Consider the following 18,476-nt stretch of genomic DNA (forward strand, 5'->3'; position numbering starts at 1 on the left):
TGACTGCGGTAAGCGGCTCTTGGGGGAGATTTCCGATGTTCGAAAAACGATTGACGTCATGCATCCGCGACTTGGCGATGCCGTCGGCGCGACTGTCGTTGCACTCGGCACTTCTCCTGACCGTGTCCGGCATCTTCATCGCCAGTTCCGCGTCGGCTCAGCAAGCGACGGTCGCCAGCGCGACCCCCGCGTCGGCATCGACCGCGACACCGGCGGACACGGCGACCGAGCCGCAGGACATTGTCATCACGTCGTCGCGCCTTTCGCGCGACGGGTTCACGTCGCCGACGCCGACGACGGTGGTCAGCCAGGAATTCGTCCAGGACCGCGCGCTGACCAGTATCGGCGATGCACTGAACAAGGTGCCGTCTTTCCGCGCGGCCGTGTCGCCCAACGCCGGCGGCCTCGGCAATTCGGGCGCGTTCCTTGCCGACCTTCGCGGCCTCGGGCCGACGCGAACGCTGGTGCTGCTCGATCGTGCGCGGTTGCCGCAGACGATCGTCCCGGGTCTCGCGACGTCGGCAGGGTCGACCGACCTCAACGTCATTCCGACCGTGCTGATCCGTAATTCGGACGTCGTCACCGGCGGTGCATCAGCCGCCTACGGCTCCGATGCCGTCGCCGGCGTCATCAACTTCCAGCTCGACGATCACTTCGAGGGCCTCAAGGGTTCGGCTCAGTACGGCGCAACCCGCTACGGCGACGCCAAGGACAGGTTCGTCACACTCGCTGCGGGTACGACCTTCGCCAACGGTCGCGGGCATGTCGTCGCCGGCTTCGAATACAACGACGACGGCGGCACCGGTTATTACAACACCGTGCGCGACTGGGGGCGGACGCAGTATAACGGCGTCGTCATCACCAACCGCCCGACCGGCACGCCGAGCACGGTCCTCGGGCCGAACGGCAATTACTTCGGCACGGCGACGAGCGGCGGGCTGATCCTGTCGAACGGCGCTCTCAAAGGCCTCGCCTTCGTGCCGACCGCAAGCGGCGGCGTCACGACGACCGCGTTCGCGCCCGGCCTGAGCAACCTGACCTCCAGCCTCGACTTTTTCACCCCGGCAGCGCTCGCGGCCAATACTGCGGCGGGCATCAACAACCTAAATCCGCAACAACTTCACCCGGCGCAGACGCGGTACAACGCGATGGGCAAGCTGTCGTACGACCTGAGTGACCGCGTCACCGTTTATGTCACGCCGCTTTACTCGAACGTGACGACGACGTGCATCATCCTGATCCGCCGCGACGGTGCCGGGGCAGGGCCGGCGCTGACGATCGCCAAGGACAATCCGTATCTCGCGCAGGCGCTGACCCCCGCCCAGCTTGCGCAGGTCCCGGCAGCGGGTCTGTCGGTCGGTTATTCGGGGCAGGGGTTCGGCCCCAACGTCCGCCAGATCAACGACGAGCTCATCCGCGTCCAGACCGGAGTGCAGGGGAATTTCGGCGGATCATGGAAATGGGATGCGTCGTATCTGTTCGGCCAGAACACGTCGCACGTGTCGATCTTCAACGATTTCAACAACACGAACTTCCGTAATGCGCTCGATGCGGTGCGGGTCAACGGCCAGATCGTCTGCCGCAGCGGTGCCGCGGGATGCGTCCCGATCAATATCCTTGGCACCCCGAACGTGTCCTCGTCCGCCGCCAGCTACATTCTCGGCACCGCCACCGGATCGGGCAAGACCGTCATGCACGATGTCGCGGCGAACCTTCAGGGCGAACCGTTTTCGACTTGGGCAGGTCCGGTTTCGGTCGGTGGCGGTGTCGAATATCGCCGGGAGTCGGTCCGGCTAGTGTCCGACCCGCTGTCGCAGTCCGGGGCATGGCTGACCACTGCCGGGCTGGCGCTGCCGACGGTCAGCCAGAACATCGTCGAAGGGTATGCCGAGACGATCGTGCCGCTCGCCCGCGATACGTGGTTCGCGCGCAAGATAGATTTCAACGGCGCAGCGCGGTTCACCAATTACAGTACGTCGGGCAGCGTCGTGACGTGGAAAGCCGGGCTGACATGGGAAGTCGTCGGCGGCCTGTTGTTCCGCACGACCCGGTCACGCGACATCCGCGCGCCGAACCTGATCGAGCTGTACACGCCGCAGACCCCGTCGCTGCCGCTGCCGACCGATCCGCGACCGGGGGTTGCGCGCCCGACAAATGTGGCCGGCTTCTTCACCGGCGGCAATCCCAACCTCAAGCCCGAAAAGTCGATCACCCAGACGATCGGCGCAACGTATCAGCCGAGCTTCTTCAACAAGGTCCATTTCTCGGTCGATTACTATAACATCCGGATCAGCGACGCGATCACGTCGACCAGCACGCAGGGCGTCGTCAACAACTGCTTCATCGGCGGGGTCTACTCGGGCAATTCATTCTGTTCGCTGATCAGTTTTGCCAATAATAATAATGTCAGCGGGCAGATGACCGGCGTCCAGGGCGTGACGGCGAATGTTGCCGAGTTCAAGACGACCGGCCTCGATCTCCAGGCAAGCTATCGCCAGCCGCTCGCCGAGGTGGGACTGCCCGGGGTCGTCAACCTCAACCTTCTCGCGACCCATGTTCTCACCTTCAAGTCGTCGACTGACGTCTCGACACTGTTCCCGAACGGCATCGATCGCGCCGGCCAAACCGGTGCTGCGTTCGGCGGACCGGCGGGGCTGCCGAAGTGGCTGCTCAACCTGACCCTCGATTACGAAGTCGGCGCGCTCGGGTTCAACGGCAACGTCCGCTACGTCTCGCCGTCGTACCAGAACAACGGATTGTTCGGACCCGACCAGGCCGGATACAACCCCGCGCTGGCGACGAGCATTACCGACAATCATATCCATGCCGCCGCCTATCTCGACATCGGGCTGCGCTACAAGCTGCCGACGTCGAAGAACATCGTCGTCTATTTCAACATCGACAACCTGTTCGATCGCGACCCGCCGCTGCCGGCGACCGGAAGTGCCTATTACGATCTGCTCGGGCGCACCTTCAAGGGCGGTATCCGCTTCGCGCTCTGAACCACGCCGCGCCGACCGCAGCCCCGGGCGGACCGCCGGGGCCGATGGAGGATGCCATGCGCGTTTCACTCTTGCTTGCCACGGCGTGCCTAAGCCTCGTCACCGCGGCCGGGGCGGCAGGTCCGGCTGATCCGACCGTCGCGGTTGCCGCCGGTCGCATCGAGGGCACCCAGCTGCCATCGGGCGTGCGCGCCTTCAGCGGCATTCCTTATGCGGCACCGCCGGTTCGCGACCTGCGCTGGCGCGACCCGCAGCCGGTTACGCCATGGACCGGGGTCTATCACGCCGATCGCCTCGCGCCGCAGTGCATGCAGCAGCAGCGCGGGCTGCAAGCGAACCAGTATTCCGGGGCCGAGGTGACGAGCGAAGACTGCCTGTACTTGAACGTCTGGGCGAAACCCGGTCTGAAAAAAGCACCCGTGATCGTCTTCATCTACGGCGGCGGGTTTTACATCGGCTCGTCGAGCATGGCGTTGTACGGCGGCGAAGCGGTCGCGGAGGCCGGCGCCGTCTTCGTCAATTTCAATTACCGCGTCGGCCCGCTGGGCTTCATGGCGCTTCCCGAATTGTCGGCTGAATCGCCACACAAGACATCGGGAGACTACGGCTTCCTTGACCAGATCGCCGCGTTGAAATGGGTCAAGCGCAACATCGCGGCGTTCGGCGGCGACCCCGACAACGTCACCATCGCCGGCCAGTCGGCGGGATCGATGTCGGTCCTGACCCTCCAGGCGAGCCCGCTTGCCAAGGGTCTGTTCCAGCGCGCCGTCGGCATGAGCGGGGCCCAGATCGGCGGGGTCATCCCGATGCCGACGCTCGCCGCCGCCGAGCAGGAGGGGGTCAAGCTCGAGCACGTCCTCAAGGGCGCCAGCCTCGCCGACTTGCGCGCCATGCCTGCCGACCGGATCGTCGTTCCGCGCGTCCCCGGCGGGCCGGGTGTCGGGCCGAACCAGGACGGCTATGTCCTGCCCGACACGATCGAGCATATCTTTGCCAAGTCGGCGCAGAATGACGTGCCGTTGATCCTTGGCTTCACCCACGACGAATCGTTTGGCGGCATCGGGCCGGTCAAGGATCTCGCCGACTATCGGGCGAAGGCAGCGGCGCGCTTTGGCGCGCATGCCGATGACTTCCTCGCGCTTTATCCGGCAACGACCGACGAACAGGCGCGCGCCGCCGCGCGGACCGCCGATCGCGACAGCACGATGGCGTCGAGCATGGGCGCGTGGGCCGCCGCACAGGCGACGCACGGACACAGCCCCGTCTTCAGTTACGAATTTTCCCGGAGCCATTCCTACGCGGCGGGGGTGAGCTTCTCCGATCTCGATCCGGCGACGGCGGGGGCGTATCACACGTCGGAGGTGCCGTTCTGGCTCGGCACGCTCGATAGCTTCAACCGCTTCCGCCACACCCGCGACTGGACGGCAGCCGACCGTGCCTTTAGCCACGCGATGACGGCGTCGCTGGTCGCGTTCGCGCGCTCGGGCATCCCGACGACCCCGGCGCTCGAATGGCCGCGCTATGATCCGGCCAAGCCGATGCTTGCCGAACTCGGCACGACTGCTGGCGTCGCGGCGTGGCCAGATAGCCGGAAGTTCGACTTCTTCCGCACACAGGAACGCCCGCTCGCGCCCGGCGGGGCACCGCGGGACTGACCGGATAGGCCACCGTGGAAGCCGACGCTCAAGCGACGGCTGCTCGGCCAGCGACCCTATGCCGACGGGCACGGGGCAGGCGGACCTGCCCCGAGCCGCTTACAGCCCATCGAGACCTTTGCTGACGAGGATGTTCACGGCAACGCGGCGGTTCTGTGCCTTGCCTTCGACGCTGTCGTTGCTCGCCAGCGGGTCGGCCTTCGCCATTCCGGTGGGGGTTAGCATGCGATATGGTTTCCAGCCGCAGGCCTGCTGAACATAATTGACGACGCGGTTTGCCCGCTTCTCGCTCAGGCGCTGGTTATAATCCTCGCCTCCCGTCGAATCCGTATAACCGACGACAAGGATGAAGGCGTTCTTCATGCTGTCCGCCTTGGCGGCGGCGGCACAAAGATCGGCGCGGCCCTGTGCCGACAGCACCGTCTTGCCGGTGTCGAAGTTCACGTTCGTCGTGCCCTTGATATTGTACTGGCCGATATCGGCGACGCGCCCGCGTAATGCCCCGGTTGACGCCGTCTGCTCGTCGAAGCCCTGGTCGGTGCCGTTGCGGATCATGCTGGCGATCTTGTAGTCGTTGTTTCGCAGATTGATCTGGTCCGCGACGAGCGCATCGCCGGCATGCATCGTTCTGACCGTGACCGGCAAGCCGTTGAGCAGGGAATTCGCGGCAAGCGTGCTGCGCCCGAGACTGAGAAAGCCCTTGCTGGCCTTGACCTTGGTGTCAGCGTTGATACCGACGACCGTCTTGGTCCCGTCGGCGGCCGAGATCTGGATTTGGTCACCACTGCGCGCGGAGATGATGCCCTTGAGGTCGGGGCCCCTCGACGGCGGCGAGGTTGTCATCTTCACCGCGAGGTCAGCCGCTGGCGCGGTCTGCTGGGCAATGGAAGTCGCCGGTACCGCGGCGGTGAACGCGGTCAGTAGAAAAAGGACACTGGAACTCTTTGAAATGGCGCTCATCAAGCATCTCCTTCAGCAAAAACGGTTCGTCCTGCGCTGACGTCCTGCGACTTCGGCGCGGTGAAAAGGGCTAAACAACCGGTCATGAAATCCCCCCACGCCTCCCCGCCGATACGACCCGAAACATCGGCCCGTCCTGCGTCGCTTCACGCCATGCGCCGCAGCGGACACGAGGACCCCAACGGCACAGCGCCCCTAGGGTTGGTCTCGCCAAACTTGCTGCCAGATGAACAGCCAGCGCAAAGTCACCGGTGAAGCCGACAGGGAGACCGGAAGGTACGGCGAGCGGTTGCGACGTGTGCCGGACCGATGCGCGATTACGCCACCAGTGACGTTTCCCGCTGACGGGGAATGCCTTGCTATAGCCGACGCCGACACGCCGCAGATCAACCGGTTGGAAGATCGGAATAAAGGGTTCGTCGATGTGATGCTGCGCCTCCGAACGAGAAAGCCCAGGCCGGCGACGGAGATGCTGATTGGCGTCTTTCGAGTGATCCCGATTGGAGCCGAAGCATGAAGACTATACTTGCCCTCTTTCTCGCCGTCGTCCCCGCGTCCGGTGCGATCGCCGGTCTACCTTCGGCGGCCGTCGAAGCACCGCAGGCGATCGTGCATTACGGTGATCTCAATCTGAGCGACCCGCTGGGCGCAGCGACGCTGCGCAGCCGGATCGACGCTACGATCAACAGGCTGAGCGGTGGCACGCGCGATCAAATCTACACGCCCTTGAATGGCGCGAAAATCGCAATGGCCAAGGCGCGAAAGCACGGCCGTGCCCAGGCCGACTGCCTGATCGCTGCGGCCAATGCCGAGCCCCGCAGTCCCGAAGCCGCTGCATCCTGACGTCACTCCGGCGCGCCGCGGCGATCGTTCGCGGCGCGTCGACTATGCCTTGAGCGATGCTTTCAGCTCGGCGAGGTAGGTCGGCCCGACCCTGACCGCGGCGCCGTTGACCAACTGCGCACTCCAGACGCCCGCGCCTTCGTGGCGAATGCTCGCGATGAAATCGCGGCGAACGATCACCGATCGACGCAGCCGGATGAATGTCTCCGGGTTCAGCCTGCCCTCGATGCGGGTGATGGCATCAAGCAGCAGGTAGCTGACCGCCCCGATCCAAAGTCGAACGTAATCGCGCTCGGCCTCGATCCGGTCGAGATCGTCGGTCGCGATCCGGATCATCGCGCCGCGATGCGGCACCCACAGCTCATCGAGCCATCGCCGCTCGATGACCGTCGCGGGACCGGAGCGAAACAGCCGCGCCTTGTCGACCGCACGGCTGAGACGGTCGCGCGAGACCGGCTTCAATAAATAGTCGATTGCGGAGACCTCGAACGCTTCGAGCGCGTGTCGATCATAGGCAGTGCAGAACACGATCGCGGGACGATTCGCCAAATGGCCGATCGCTTCGGCGACCGCGATTCCGTCCAGGCCCGGCATGGCGATATCGAGCAGCACGAGGTCGGGTGACAGGGCGGCGATGGCCTCGAGCGCGGCGTGGCCGTCACCGGCCGTGCCCACCACCTCGACCCCGTCGACCCCGGCGCATTGCAGCTTCATCCGTTCGCGCGCCACCGCCTCGTCATCGACGATCAAGGTGCGCAGGACGGCGTCGCTCACGCGGCGAGCGCCCGGCTCGGCTGGCCGAAACGCAGCGGCAGCGTGATCCGCGTCACGAAGCCGCCGTCGCTGGACTGGCGATACTCACACCTGGCCTTGCCGTCGTAGCGGAGCGCCAGGCGGGACGCCACGTTGGCGAGACCGAGGCCATGCCCTCCTGTCGCCCGTCCGTCGGGGCCGTCATTTGCAACGGTGATGACAAGCGTTTCGCCGTTCACCTGCGCGGCCACGGCAATGTGGACGGGCTTGGTCGAGCGGGCAACGGCGTGGCGGATGCTGTTCTCGACGATCGGCTGCAACAGCAGGGCGGGCACCATCGCGTTGCCGAGCAGTTCGGGCACCGACACCTCGACGGCCAGACGGTCACCAAAGCGCACCTGCTCGATCTGTAGGTAAAGCCGCTGCAACTGGAGCTCCTCGGTCAGGCTGATATCCGCCGAGGCGTCCATCGCGAGCGTCGCGCGCAGGAACGAGGACAGGGCCTCGATCGTCCGATCCGCGCCCGGCACGTCCCCGCTCAGCATCAGGCCCGAGACCGTGTTGAGCGCATTGAACAGGAAATGCGGGTCGAGCTGGTAGCGCAGGGCGCGCAGTTCGGCGGATCGCGCCGCCGCCTCGGATGTCGCCGCGCGGCGCAGCAGGTCCTGCGTCTGCACCGCATGCGATACGGCAGTGTAAAGCGCGGCCCAGGCAGCGAAGACGAAGTAATTCTCGATCGCGGACGACAGCACTTCACCCAACAGGCTGAGATGCACGTCGACGCCCATGGCGTCGCGGAATGCCTGGGGGACGAAGACGTACATGACGTTGTAGTTAATGAAGGACAGTAAGAGCGCGGGCGGTGCCGCCCCGAGCAACGCGGCGGCCAGACGTCGTCGCATGGGCGCGTTCTCGATCCGGCTGAGCAAAAGGTACAGCAGCGCCGCCATGCCAATCGCGACGAGCGCGGTCAGCGCGTGCCGTTCGATCAGCATCGTCGGATGTTTGAAGCCGTAGACGATGCACCGCAGGATCACGACGGCGAGATAGAGCAGCCACGCACCGGACGCGGTCGACAGCGCAAAGACTGCGCTCGACCAGCGGCGCGAAGGTTCTTCGCTGGATGCGTTCGGTACTGCAATCATCCGTGCCAACATAGGTGCAACGCCGCCTGAACCCCAGCCAGCGAGCCGAGGTTGGTCGAGCGGAATCCGGTCTTCGTCGACCGATCGTATGCAGTGTCTGCGACGCTGGGCAGTCGAGCCTCCTTGATCCGGCCCCGACCTGGTCCTGCGACCCTTCACGCGCTGTCCGCGTCGGTTATCGCGGTGCTGTCGAGGTCGGTCGTCAATTCGCCCTCCCGGTGCCAACGCCGGACCGGTCCGTCCGTCACGTCCCAGCCACAAGGAGCCGTCTGAATGTCTGCAAACCCCGTCATCGAAGCGCCCGCATTTCCGCGAGCGGTCACGCCCAGCAGGCGCAGCGTCCGGCGGCGGCTGGCTCGGGTCGCCATGTCTGCAGCCATGGCCGGGCTTCTTGCCGCGCCGGTTCTCGCCGAGAACATGACGCTCGAGCAGGCCACGAGGGTCGCCAACCGATCACCCGACTTTGTCGCGCGCGACAGTGCCCGCCATCCGGTCGAGGAGTTGCGCTTTTTCGGCGTCACGCCCAGTTCCTCGGTCATCGAGATCTGGCCAGGCGGCGGCTACTGGACTGAAATGCTGGCGCCGTATCTGCACGACTACGGCAAGCTGACCCTCGCCGTAGATGTCCCCAATGGCGAGCCTGAGGGGCAGAACTTCGCGCTCGGCCTGAAGTTCGCCGGGCGGCTCGACGCCAATCCCGCCGCCTATGGCCGGGTCGAATATGCTTTGTTCGGCCAGAAGCATATCGAGCTCGCGTCGCCGGGCACCGCCGACGTGGTGCTGACCTTCCGGAACCTTCATAACTGGATCAATCCGTCGATGAACCTCGACGTGCAGCAGATGCTGCGGTCGATCCACCGCACGCTCAAGCCGGGCGGCATTCTCGGAATCGAGGATCACCGCGGAAACGCCAAGCTGCCGCAAGACCCCCAGGCGCGCACTGGCTATCTCCGGCAGGACTATGCGATCGCGCTGGTCGAAAAAGCCGGTTTCCGTCTCGTTGGCACCTCGGAGATTGGCGCGAACCCGAGGGACACGGCGGATTACCCGCACGGTGTCTGGACGCTGCCCCCCACCTACGCGCTTGGCGACAAGGACCGCGCCAAATACCAGGCGATCGGCGAAGCCGACAGTTTCGTGCTCAAGTTCAAGAAAGTCGGTTGACCAGGCGCGGTCACGTCACGTCATATTGCCGTCGGGGCATCGCTACACGCGTGCGACGTTGTGGGCGCGGGCCGACGCGCGTCGGCGAAGGTTGAACCGGTGTGGCCGATGCTTCAGACCCCGACCTTGCGCCGACGCCGCGGCTGTGGCGGCCAAAGCGTGTCCTGATCACCCGAAGTGCGCTGGCGTGGGACCACGGCCGATCGATCGCCGAACGCGCCGACAGCCTCGGTCTGCCGATCGTCGAGCTCACCGGCGACCGCCTGATGCTCCCCGCCGACGACAGCTATGCGGCCGCCAAGTCCACTCTCGCAGTGGTCGTCGCGCCGCACGGGAAACTGCGTCTACAGCCGATCGCGCCGTCGGCCGACTGGCGGGTCGACCTCGCCGAGGGTTGCCCGGCGCATTGCAGCTATTGCTACCTTGCCGGCTCGCTCAAGGGGCCGCCGATCACGCGCACCTATGCGAACCTGCCTGAGATCTTTGCGGCACTGCCGGCCTATCTCGGGCAGGGCAAGGTGACATCACGGTCACGGACCCGGGCGCACGAGGGCACGACCTACGAAGCATCCTGCTATACCGACCCGCTCGCGATCGAGCATCTGACGGGCGCGCTGTCGGCGCTGGTCGCGCATTTCGGCGCTTGGGATGCCGACGTCCAGCTTCGCTTCACCAGCAAGTTCGATGCGGTAGAGCCCCTGCTTGCGATCGAGCACAACGGCCGGACCCGGATGCGCGCATCGCTCAACCCCGCCAGCTATGCGCGCTTCGAGGGTGGCACCAGCACGGTCAGGGCAAGGATCGCGGCGCTGCGGCGGATGGGGGAGGCCGGCTACAAGGTCGGTCTGACCATCGCCCCGATCATCGCCGCCGACGGCTGGCGTGCGGCATACGGCGACCTGATCGCCGATATCGCTGCCGCGCTGAACGGCGTGCCGGGGCTGGACCTGACCGTCGAGCTGATCACGCATCGCTATACGGCGGGTTCGAAGGCAGTCCTCGACAGCTGGTACCCCGGCTCGGCACTCGACATGGGGACCGCGGGGCGCGCCGAGAAACGCACCAAGTTCGGCGGGATCAAGCACGTCTACGACACCGCGACGATGCGCGAGCTGCGCGGCTTCTTCGAGGCCGAGATCCCGGCCCGGCTGCCTGCGGCGCGCATACTCTACTGGACCTGAGGAACGCCTTCGCGCCACGCACGCATGCCGATCGGGCGCATCGGCATGACGACGGGCCCGCAGTCGCCGCTGTACGATAAGCCTGCATTCGGCCAAAGCTGCCTGCCGTCGCCTCGTCCGCGGTAATTTACCAGTCAAACGTCTCGGCCTCGCGCTTTCGCGCACGGCGACAAACCGCCTGCTCCAAAGGGAAGATTAGATGGCATCGCTAATCGATAAAGTCGCCGTGGTCGTCGGCGGGGCGAGGGGCATCGGGGCGGGTGTCAGCCGCCGGATGGTTGCCGACGGAGCGTCGGTCGCCATCATCTATCTGAGCCGGGCCGACGAGGCCGAAGCGCTGGCAAGCGAGCTTCGCGCGCACGGTGGCGCGGTCCTGCTGATCCAGGCCGACGCGAGCGATCCGGTGTCGCTGAACGACGCCATGGATGCGGCGTTTGCCGAGTTCGGCCGCCTCGACATCCTCGTGAGCGTTGCCGGAACGGCGATTGTCGGCCCGCTCGATGCCTATGCCGACGACGTCTTCGATCGCACGTTCGCGATCAACGTCCGCGCGCCGTTCCTCGCCGCCAAGAAAGCCGCAGCGATGATGACGGCCGGGGGACGGATCATCACCATCGGCAGCATCGTCGCCGATCGTATGCCCGGTGCCGGCGGGACGCTGTACGCCGCGAGCAAATCCGCCCTCGGCGGGATGACCCGCGGCTTGGCGCGTGACCTTGGCGAACGCGGGATAACCGCCAATCTCGTCCAGCCCGGTCCGATCGATACCGAACGCAATCCTGCGGCCGGCCCGAACGCAGAAGCAAGCCGAAGCCCACTCGCTATCCGGCGTCATGGGACGCCCGCGGAGGTTGCGGCGCTGGTCGCATACCTCGCTTCGCCCGACGCCGCGTTCGTGACCGGCTCGACATACAACATCGACGGCGGCTGGAGCGCTTGATCCATAGCGCGCAAGTGCTGGGCGGCGCGGACCTTGCCCGCCGTGCCGTTCTGCGTGCCGGTGCAGCATGAGTGTTGCACGCCGTGGCACCAGTCGATACGCACTGGACCATAGGCAATGGCTGCGCCTCCGGGCGCCCCGGCCAAGCCGCCAAATAACGGGATGATAAAATGAAATCGACAGTTCAGGTCGTTGAGGTCGGCCCTCGTGACGGACTGCAGAACGAGCGCGAGGTCATCGACACCCCCGCCAAGATCGCGCTGATCAACCGCGTAATAGACGCCGGGGCGCGCCGCATCGAGGTCGCGTCGTTCGTCAATCCGCGCCGGGTTCCGCAGATGGCCGACGGCGACGCGGTGATCGCCGCGCTGCCCGACCGCAAGGATGTCAGCTACATCGGCCTGTGCCTCAACCTGCGCGGCGTCGAGCGGGCGATCGCGTCGCGTGACGGCGGCGCGCGCGGCGTCGACGAAGCGGGCTGCGTCCTCGTCGCCAGCGATACCTTCGGGATCCGCAACCAGGGGCAGACGATCGTCGAAGGCATCGCCGCCAATCGCGACATGCTCGCAGCCGCCAAGCGCGCCGGTCTGGTGCCGCAGGTGACGATCTCGGCGGCGTTCGGCTGCCCGTTCGAGGGCGATGTCCCGGCGCAGCGCATCGTCGACCTCGCGAAAGCGATGGCGGAAGCCGGTGCGGTCGAGATCGCGCTCGCCGATACGATCGGGGTCGGGGTGCCGGCGCAGGTCAGCGACCTGTTCGGCGCGGTCGCCGCGGCGGTCCCGGGGATCCGGCTGCGCGCGCATTTCCACGACACGCGCGGAACAGGCATCGCCAACGCCTGGGCGGCGTACAATGCTGGGGTGCACGTCCTCGATGCGAGCGTCGGCGGCATCGGTGGCTGCCCGTTCGCACCCAAGGCGACCGGCAACATCGCGACCGAGGATTTGCTCTACATGCTCGACAACAGCGGTGTGAGCACCGGCGTCGACCTGTCCGCGATGATCGGGGTCAACCGCTGGTTCGCCGGTATTCTCGGGCGTGAACTGCCGTCGCGCGTCGCCCGGGCTGCGGCCTAAGCGAGCAGCGCCACGGCAGCGTCGCAGTCGATCACCTCAGCGTATTTCGCCTGGAGATCGAACAGGTTGGCGGTGTGCGGGCCGGGGTGGCGATCGGCACACGCCTCGCTGACGACGAACGGGGCGAAGCCGTGCTGGAGCGCGTCGAGCGCCGAGGCGCGGATGCACCCCGACGTCGAGAAGCCCGCGATCAACAGCGTGTCGATGCCCATGCCGGTCAGCGTCGAGGCGAGCGACGTGCCGAAGAACGCCGAGGCATATTGCTTGGTGATGACGAGGTCGTCGGGCTGCGGCGCGGCGTCAGGCGCGAACTGGCCCCACGGCGTTTCGGGGTCGAAGACCCGCAGCACGGGGAGTTTGCGGTAGAACAGCCCGCCGTCGCGCACGCCCGGACCGTGGACGACGCGGGTGAAGATCACCGGCACCGCCGCCGCGCGCGCCGCTGCGATCAGCCGGGCGATTACCGGCACTGCCGCGACGAACGCGGCGTCGTACAGCGGCGACGCCGGGTCGAGATATGCGACGGCGACGTCGATGACGACGAGCGCGGGTTTCGCGCCGAACGGCAGATGATGCTCGAACGTCGCGGCGTACGACGCGCTGAGCGAGTCGTCTGCCATCAGATCGCGCCCGATGCGGTGAGCGCGGCGAGGTCGCCATCGGTCAGCCCGAGCTCGCCATAGACCTCGGCATTGCTCTCGCCGACGCGGGTCGGGGCGGGCGTGCGCACCGTCGACGGCGTCCCGCTGAGCTTGGGGAAGCTGTTCTGCATCGTGATCTTGCCCCAGCGTTCGGTCTCGACCTCGACCAGCGCACCGCGCGCCGCGAAGTGCGGGTCGGCGAGCATGTCGGGCGCATGGTAGATCGTGCCGGCGGGGACGCTGTACCTGAGCATCGCCGCCTCGACCTCGGCGACAGTCCGGGTTTTCGTCCACTCGGCGATGATCGTGTCGAGCTCAACCTGGCGGCTGCCGCGCGCGACGTGATCGACGAAGCGCGGGTCGGTGGCGAGCTCGGGCTGGCCCATCGCCGCGCACAGCCGGGCGAAGACCGCGTCCTGGTTGGCGCCGATCAGATATTCGCCGTCCTTGCACGGATAGACGTTCGATGGTGCGATGCCCGGCAGGACCGACCCCGACCGCTCGCGGATCGTGCCCGCGACCTGATATTCGGGGATCAGGCTCTCCATGACTTGGAGCACTGCTTCGTAGAGCGCGGAGTCGACGATCTGGCCCTTGCCGGTGCGTTCGCGCGCGTGGAGCGCGGCGAGCGCGCCCATGCAGCCGTAGGTCGCGGCGAGGCTGTCGCCGATCGACACCCCCATTCGCGACGGCGGGCGGTCGGCATCGCCGACGATCGCGCGCCACCCGCCCATCGCCTCGCCGATGCCGCCGAAACCCGCGCGTTCGGCGTACGGCCCGGTCTGGCCGTAGCCCGAGACGCGGACGATGATCAGGCGCGGGTTGTCGGCCATCAGCACGTCGGGGCCGATCCCCCATTTCTCGAGCGTGCCGGGCTTGAAGTTCTCGATCAAAATGTCGGCGGTCGCGGCGAGGCGGCGGACGAGGTGCTGCCCCTCGGGGACGCGCAGGTTGGCGCTGACCGACTTCTTGTTGCGGCTGACGACCTCCCACCACAATTTGGCGTCGCCGCGGCCCCAGTCGCGCATCGGGTCGCCGCCGCGCTTGCCGTCGACTCCGGGCGGCTCGACCTTGATAACCTCGGCGCCCATGTCGCCGAGCAATTGCCCGCAGAACGGCCCGGCGATGAGCTGGCCGAGCTCGACGACGCGCAGTCCTGCGAGCGCCCCGGTGTTGGCTGGCGCGGTCATGCCGCCGCCCGGCTCGGCCGCCAGACCGGTGCACGCGGCGCGGGGAGGCCGGTCTCGGCAAGGCACGTCGCGCGCAACGTCTCGATGTCGGGTCCGCGGTCGAACAACGGCTGCTCGGCGGGGCGGGCGGCGCGCATCTCGGCGCGAAGTGCCTCGGTCGCCGCCGCATCGCCGATGACGACACCGTAAGCGCGCGCGCCGTTGATCGTAACGAGGCCCTCACGGACCTCCTTCTCGACCAACGCTGGGTCGCGCAGCAGCGGGTCACCCCAGCCGCCGCCGCCCCAGGTGATGAAGTGCAGCCGGTCACCCGCACCGACGCGCAGGTCTTCGAGCTTGTTGCCGACGATGGTCTCTGTCCCGTCGGCGCGTTCGAGGATCTTGCGGGCACGTGCCCCCGGCAGCCCGCCGTTAACGCCCCATGGCGGGACGAACCAGCGGTCGTCGTGAATCGCGACGACGCCGGGCTCGAGGAAGCGGTACGTCATGCGGATGCCGTTGCCGCCGCGGTGAAGCCCCGGGCCGCCACTGTCGGCCTCGGTCTCGTAGCGGTCGATCAGCAGCGGGAAATAGCGCTCGAGGAACTCGTTGGGGACGTTGGTGAAGCCCGGCCACAGCGAATGGCCGTCGGGGCCGTCGCCCATCGGTCGCCCGGGGATGCCGCCGAAGCCGATCTGGAACAGCTGGAACCAGTCGCCGGCGGCGTCGACGCCCGAATAGAACAGGTGCGGCGATGACGAGAATCCGGCGGCGTTGAGGAATTCGGGGGTGCGCTGGCCGAGCAGCCCGCCGAGGATGTCGAAGATGCGCCCGAGCGCGTGGGTCCGCCCCGACAGCGCCGCCGGGAATTTCGGCTTGAGCAGCGAGCCTTCGGGAATCCGAACCTCGATCAGGTCATAGAACCCGTCGTTGAACAGGATCGCGGGGTCGAAGACCATGATCATGTAGATGCCGAAGAACATCTTGAACATGTTCTCGTTGAGATAGAAGTTGATCGACGCATCCGACTGCGGGTCGGTTCCGGCGAAGTCGAGCACGACCTTGTCGCCGGCGCGGCGCATCGTGCACTTGATCCGGTACGGACCGAAACCCATGCCGTCGTCGCAGATATAATCCTCGAAGCTGACCGGCTCCTCACCGATCGACGACGCGATCAGCGCCTTCATCGCGCGGTGGTTGCGCGCCAGCAGTTCCTCGGTCGCCGCAACATACAGGTCGTCGCCGAAGCGATCGCTGAGTTCGAGCACTCGCCGCGCCGCGACCCGGCACGAGGCGATCAGCGCGTTGAGGTCGGCGCGGCACCAGTCGGGCTTGCGCGTCTGGTGCATGACCAGCGTGATCAGGTCCTCGTTATAGACGCCCTTGCGCCAGATCTTGACCGGCGGGATGCGGACGCCTTCCTCGAAGATCGAATGCGCGTCGATCGGCATCGACCCCGCGACCTTGCCGCCGATGTCGCTCTGGTGGCCGAACATCGCCGTCCAGCCGATCATTCGCCCGGTCTTGTAGACTGGCAGCAGGACGAGCCAGTCGTTGCTGTGGCTGATCGCGCCCTCGACCGAATACGGGTCGGACAGGAAGAACATGTCGCCGTCCTCGACCGTCCCCGCATAGCCGTCGAGGAAGCCGCCGATGAAGCTGCCGAATTGGCCGACGATCATCCGCCCGGCGCGGTCGGCGATCAGCGGGAAGCTGTCGCCCTGCTCGCGGATGCCGGGCGACATCGCGGTTCGGACGAGTGTCGCGTCCATCTCGACACGCGCGTTGCGCAACGCGTTCTCGACGATGTCGAGCGTCACGGGGTCGATCTTGACCGGCGCGAACGACGCGGAATTGGTCTCGATGATCGTCGCGGGCATCAGAATTTCCCTTCGCGCGGGCGGATGAGGATATTGCCGACGGGGTCGACGGTGCCGTCGTGACCGGCCTCGATCAGCGTCGTCGAGTCCATCTCGACGACGACCGCGGGACCGGCGACGATGTCACCGGCGCGGAGTCGGGAGCGGTCGTAGATCGCCGCGGGCTGCATCCGCCCGTCCATCCACAGCTCGTGATCGCGGACCTTCGCTGCCGCCGGGGAGCCGTCGCCGACCGGCAGCCGCGCCGCCGGCAGGTCGAGCGGGCGTCCGAGCGCGACCGCGCGGAGGTTCACGATTTCGTGCGGGCTCGCCATGTTGAAGGTGAACAGGCGGCGGTGTTCCTCGTCGAACCGCGCGAGCAGCCCGGCGATGCCGTCGGCGCGGAGGACGTCGGGGGTGATCGTCATCGGCACCTCGAACGCCTGGCCCTCATAGCGCACGTCGATCTCGTACAGCGAGGTGATCTCGTCGGCCGGGACGAGTTCGGCGACGAGTTCGGCGACCGTCGCCGTCGCCATCCCGTCGAGCGCGGCGATCAGTTCGGCCTCGCTGGTGTCACGGGCGAGACGGGCGAACGACCGCGCCGATTCGGTCCGCATCAGGGTCGTCGCATCGCCGAGCGCGCACAGCACCCCGGGCGACACCGGCGACACCGCAGGCCAGCTGCCCATCAGCCGGGCGATTGCGTTGATATGCAATGGCCCCGCGCCGCCGAAGCCCATCAGCGCGAAGTCGCGCGGATCGTAGCCCTGCTGGACCGAGATCATCCGCAGCGCGCCGAACATATTCTCGTTGACGATGTCGATGATCCCGCGCGCGGCGGCCATCAGGTCGATGCCCATCGCGTCGGCGACCGTCTGCACCGCCGCCGTCGCTGCGGCGCGGTCGAGGCGGAAGCTGCCGCCGAGCAGATCCTCGGGGAGGTAGCCGAGGACGACATTGGCGTCGGTCACCGTCGGCAACACGCCGCCCTTGCCGTATGCCGCTGGCCCGGGCACCGCCCCCGCCGACTGCGGGCCGACGCGGAGCGCGCGGGTGAGTTCGGGGACGCTGGCGATCGAGCCGCCGCCCGCGCCGACCGTCTTGACGTCGAGCGACGAGGCGCGGACCGACAGATGCCCGACCTCGGTGGTGCGCGTCCGCCGTGGCTCGAGGTTCTCGATCAGCGCGACATCGGTCGAGGTGCCGCCGACGTCGAGCGTCAGGATGTTGCTCAAGCCAGCGTTGCGCCCGACCCACAGCGCCCCGGCGACGCCCCCCGCCGGGCCCGACATCAACAGCGATACTGGATGCTCCTCAGCCTTTTCCGAACTCATCAGCCCGCCGTCGGAACGGAGCAGCGCGATGCGTCCGGTCATGCCCGCATCGCGGAGCTTGGCGCGGAGGGCACGGACGTAGCGGCCGACGACCGGGCGAACCGCAGCGTTGGCGACGGTGGTCAGCGTGCGCTCGTATTCCTGCATCTCGGGGAGAACGACGTGGCTCAGCGACACCGGCGTGTCGGGCAAAATCTCGGCGGCGAGCGCGCCGATCCGGTCTTCGTGGCTGCCGTCGAGATACGCGTTCATCAGCGACACCGTCACCGCCTCGACGCCACGACCGCGCAGCGTTTCGAGCTCGGCGCGGACCTCGGCGTCGTTCATCGGCTCGACCTCGCGGCCGCGGCCATCGATGCGGCCGCCGACTTCGACGGTATCCTCGAGCGCCGCGAGCGGGACCGGCTTCGGCCAGATGATCCACCCGGCGAGGCCACCGGGGACGAAGCTGCGCGCGATCTGCATCACCTGGCGGTAGCCGCGCGTGACGACCAGCCCGACCCGCGCGCCTTTGCCTTCGAGGACCGCGTTGGTCGCGACGGTCGTGCCGTGGAACAGCGTGGCGACGTCAGCGGGGGCGATACCAGCCTCGGCGCAGATCGCGTGCACCCCGATCAGGATGCCGATCGAGCTATCGGCGGGGGTCGACGGCGTCTTGTGACGCCAGAAGGCGCCCGTCACTTCATCGAGCAACAGCAGGTCGGTGAAGGTGCCGCCGACGTCGATGCCGAGCCGATAAGCCATATGATTT

General features: G+C 66.9%; 15 protein-coding genes. 8 read left to right on the forward strand and 7 right to left on the reverse strand.

Going from position 1 to position 18,476, the window contains the following annotated elements:
- Positions 1-35: 35 nt before the first annotated feature.
- Both KZX46_RS13115 and KZX46_RS13120 read left to right on the forward strand, forming a co-directional pair.
- Positions 36-3,002, forward strand: a complete 2,967-nt coding sequence (locus KZX46_RS13115; protein WP_219774368.1) for a TonB-dependent receptor domain-containing protein — start codon at positions 36-38, stop codon at positions 3,000-3,002.
- A gap of 56 nt (positions 3,003-3,058) precedes the next feature.
- Complete coding sequence (locus tag KZX46_RS13120) at positions 3,059-4,657, forward strand: carboxylesterase/lipase family protein (RefSeq protein ID WP_219774369.1); 1,599 nt, start codon at positions 3,059-3,061, stop codon at positions 4,655-4,657.
- Positions 4,658-4,756: 99 nt separating this feature from the next.
- Here KZX46_RS13120 and KZX46_RS13125 read toward each other — a convergent pair whose 3' ends face one another.
- Positions 4,757-5,617, reverse strand: coding sequence for an OmpA family protein (locus tag KZX46_RS13125; protein ID WP_219774370.1), 861 nt, complete (start codon positions 5,615-5,617; stop codon positions 4,757-4,759).
- Positions 5,618-5,843: 226 nt separating this feature from the next.
- Between KZX46_RS13125 and KZX46_RS13130 the strand changes: the two genes are divergently transcribed.
- Together KZX46_RS13130 and KZX46_RS13135 are read left to right on the forward strand one after the other, a co-directional pair.
- Complete coding sequence (locus KZX46_RS13130; RefSeq protein WP_219774371.1) at positions 5,844-6,134, forward strand: hypothetical protein; 291 nt, start codon at positions 5,844-5,846, stop codon at positions 6,132-6,134.
- Complete coding sequence (locus KZX46_RS13135) at positions 6,131-6,460, forward strand: UrcA family protein (protein WP_219774372.1); 330 nt, start codon at positions 6,131-6,133, stop codon at positions 6,458-6,460. The genes KZX46_RS13130 and KZX46_RS13135 overlap by 4 nt, the downstream gene beginning before the upstream one ends.
- Positions 6,461-6,502: 42 nt before the next feature.
- Here KZX46_RS13135 and KZX46_RS13140 read toward each other — a convergent pair whose 3' ends face one another.
- The gene (locus KZX46_RS13140; RefSeq protein ID WP_226895946.1) at positions 6,503-7,234 is read right to left on the reverse strand and encodes a LytTR family DNA-binding domain-containing protein; all 732 of its coding nucleotides are present in this window, start codon (positions 7,232-7,234) and stop codon (positions 6,503-6,505) included.
- Positions 7,231-8,358: a sensor histidine kinase gene (locus tag KZX46_RS13145; RefSeq protein WP_219774373.1), complete on the reverse strand. Its 1,128-nt coding sequence runs from the start codon at positions 8,356-8,358 to the stop codon at positions 7,231-7,233. The genes KZX46_RS13140 and KZX46_RS13145 overlap by 4 nt, the downstream gene beginning before the upstream one ends.
- Positions 8,359-8,631: 273 nt before the next feature.
- Between KZX46_RS13145 and KZX46_RS13150 the strand changes: the two genes are divergently transcribed.
- The 4 genes from KZX46_RS13150 (at position 8,632) to KZX46_RS13165 (ending at position 12,719) form a co-directional block, all read left to right on the forward strand.
- Complete coding sequence (locus tag KZX46_RS13150) at positions 8,632-9,522, forward strand: class I SAM-dependent methyltransferase (protein ID WP_219774374.1); 891 nt, start codon at positions 8,632-8,634, stop codon at positions 9,520-9,522.
- Positions 9,523-9,623: 101 nt separating this feature from the next.
- The gene (locus KZX46_RS13155) at positions 9,624-10,703 is read left to right on the forward strand and encodes a radical SAM protein (protein ID WP_219774375.1); all 1,080 of its coding nucleotides are present in this window, start codon (positions 9,624-9,626) and stop codon (positions 10,701-10,703) included.
- Positions 10,704-10,902: 199 nt separating this feature from the next.
- Positions 10,903-11,643, forward strand: a complete 741-nt coding sequence (locus tag KZX46_RS13160; RefSeq protein ID WP_219774376.1) for an SDR family oxidoreductase — start codon at positions 10,903-10,905, stop codon at positions 11,641-11,643.
- A 170-nt stretch (positions 11,644-11,813) separates the two neighbouring features.
- Positions 11,814-12,719 (forward strand): hydroxymethylglutaryl-CoA lyase, encoded by a 906-nt coding sequence (locus tag KZX46_RS13165; protein ID WP_219774377.1) that lies wholly within the window; start codon positions 11,814-11,816, stop codon positions 12,717-12,719.
- On the opposite strand, the gene KZX46_RS13170 is transcribed toward KZX46_RS13165, so the two are convergent.
- The 4 genes from KZX46_RS13170 to KZX46_RS13185 are packed head-to-tail and all read right to left on the reverse strand — an operon-like array spanning position 12,716 to position 18,469.
- Positions 12,716-13,339 (reverse strand): isochorismatase family protein, encoded by a 624-nt coding sequence (locus KZX46_RS13170; protein WP_219774378.1) that lies wholly within the window; start codon positions 13,337-13,339, stop codon positions 12,716-12,718. The genes KZX46_RS13165 and KZX46_RS13170 overlap by 4 nt on opposite strands.
- Positions 13,339-14,550 (reverse strand): CaiB/BaiF CoA-transferase family protein, encoded by a 1,212-nt coding sequence (locus KZX46_RS13175; protein ID WP_219774379.1) that lies wholly within the window; start codon positions 14,548-14,550, stop codon positions 13,339-13,341. The genes KZX46_RS13170 and KZX46_RS13175 overlap by 1 nt, the downstream gene beginning before the upstream one ends.
- Positions 14,547-16,409, reverse strand: coding sequence for a hydantoinase B/oxoprolinase family protein (locus KZX46_RS13180; protein WP_219774380.1), 1,863 nt, complete (start codon positions 16,407-16,409; stop codon positions 14,547-14,549). Before KZX46_RS13180 ends, KZX46_RS13175 begins: the two co-directional genes overlap by 4 nt.
- The gene (locus tag KZX46_RS13185) at positions 16,409-18,469 is read right to left on the reverse strand and encodes a hydantoinase/oxoprolinase family protein (RefSeq protein ID WP_219774381.1); all 2,061 of its coding nucleotides are present in this window, start codon (positions 18,467-18,469) and stop codon (positions 16,409-16,411) included. The genes KZX46_RS13180 and KZX46_RS13185 overlap by 1 nt, the downstream gene beginning before the upstream one ends.
- Between the last annotated feature and the right edge of the window lie 7 nt (positions 18,470-18,476).

This window comes from Polymorphobacter sp. PAMC 29334 (assembly GCF_019431245.1).
GTDB classification, from domain to species: Bacteria; Pseudomonadota; Alphaproteobacteria; order Sphingomonadales; family Sphingomonadaceae; genus Polymorphobacter_B; species Polymorphobacter_B megasporae.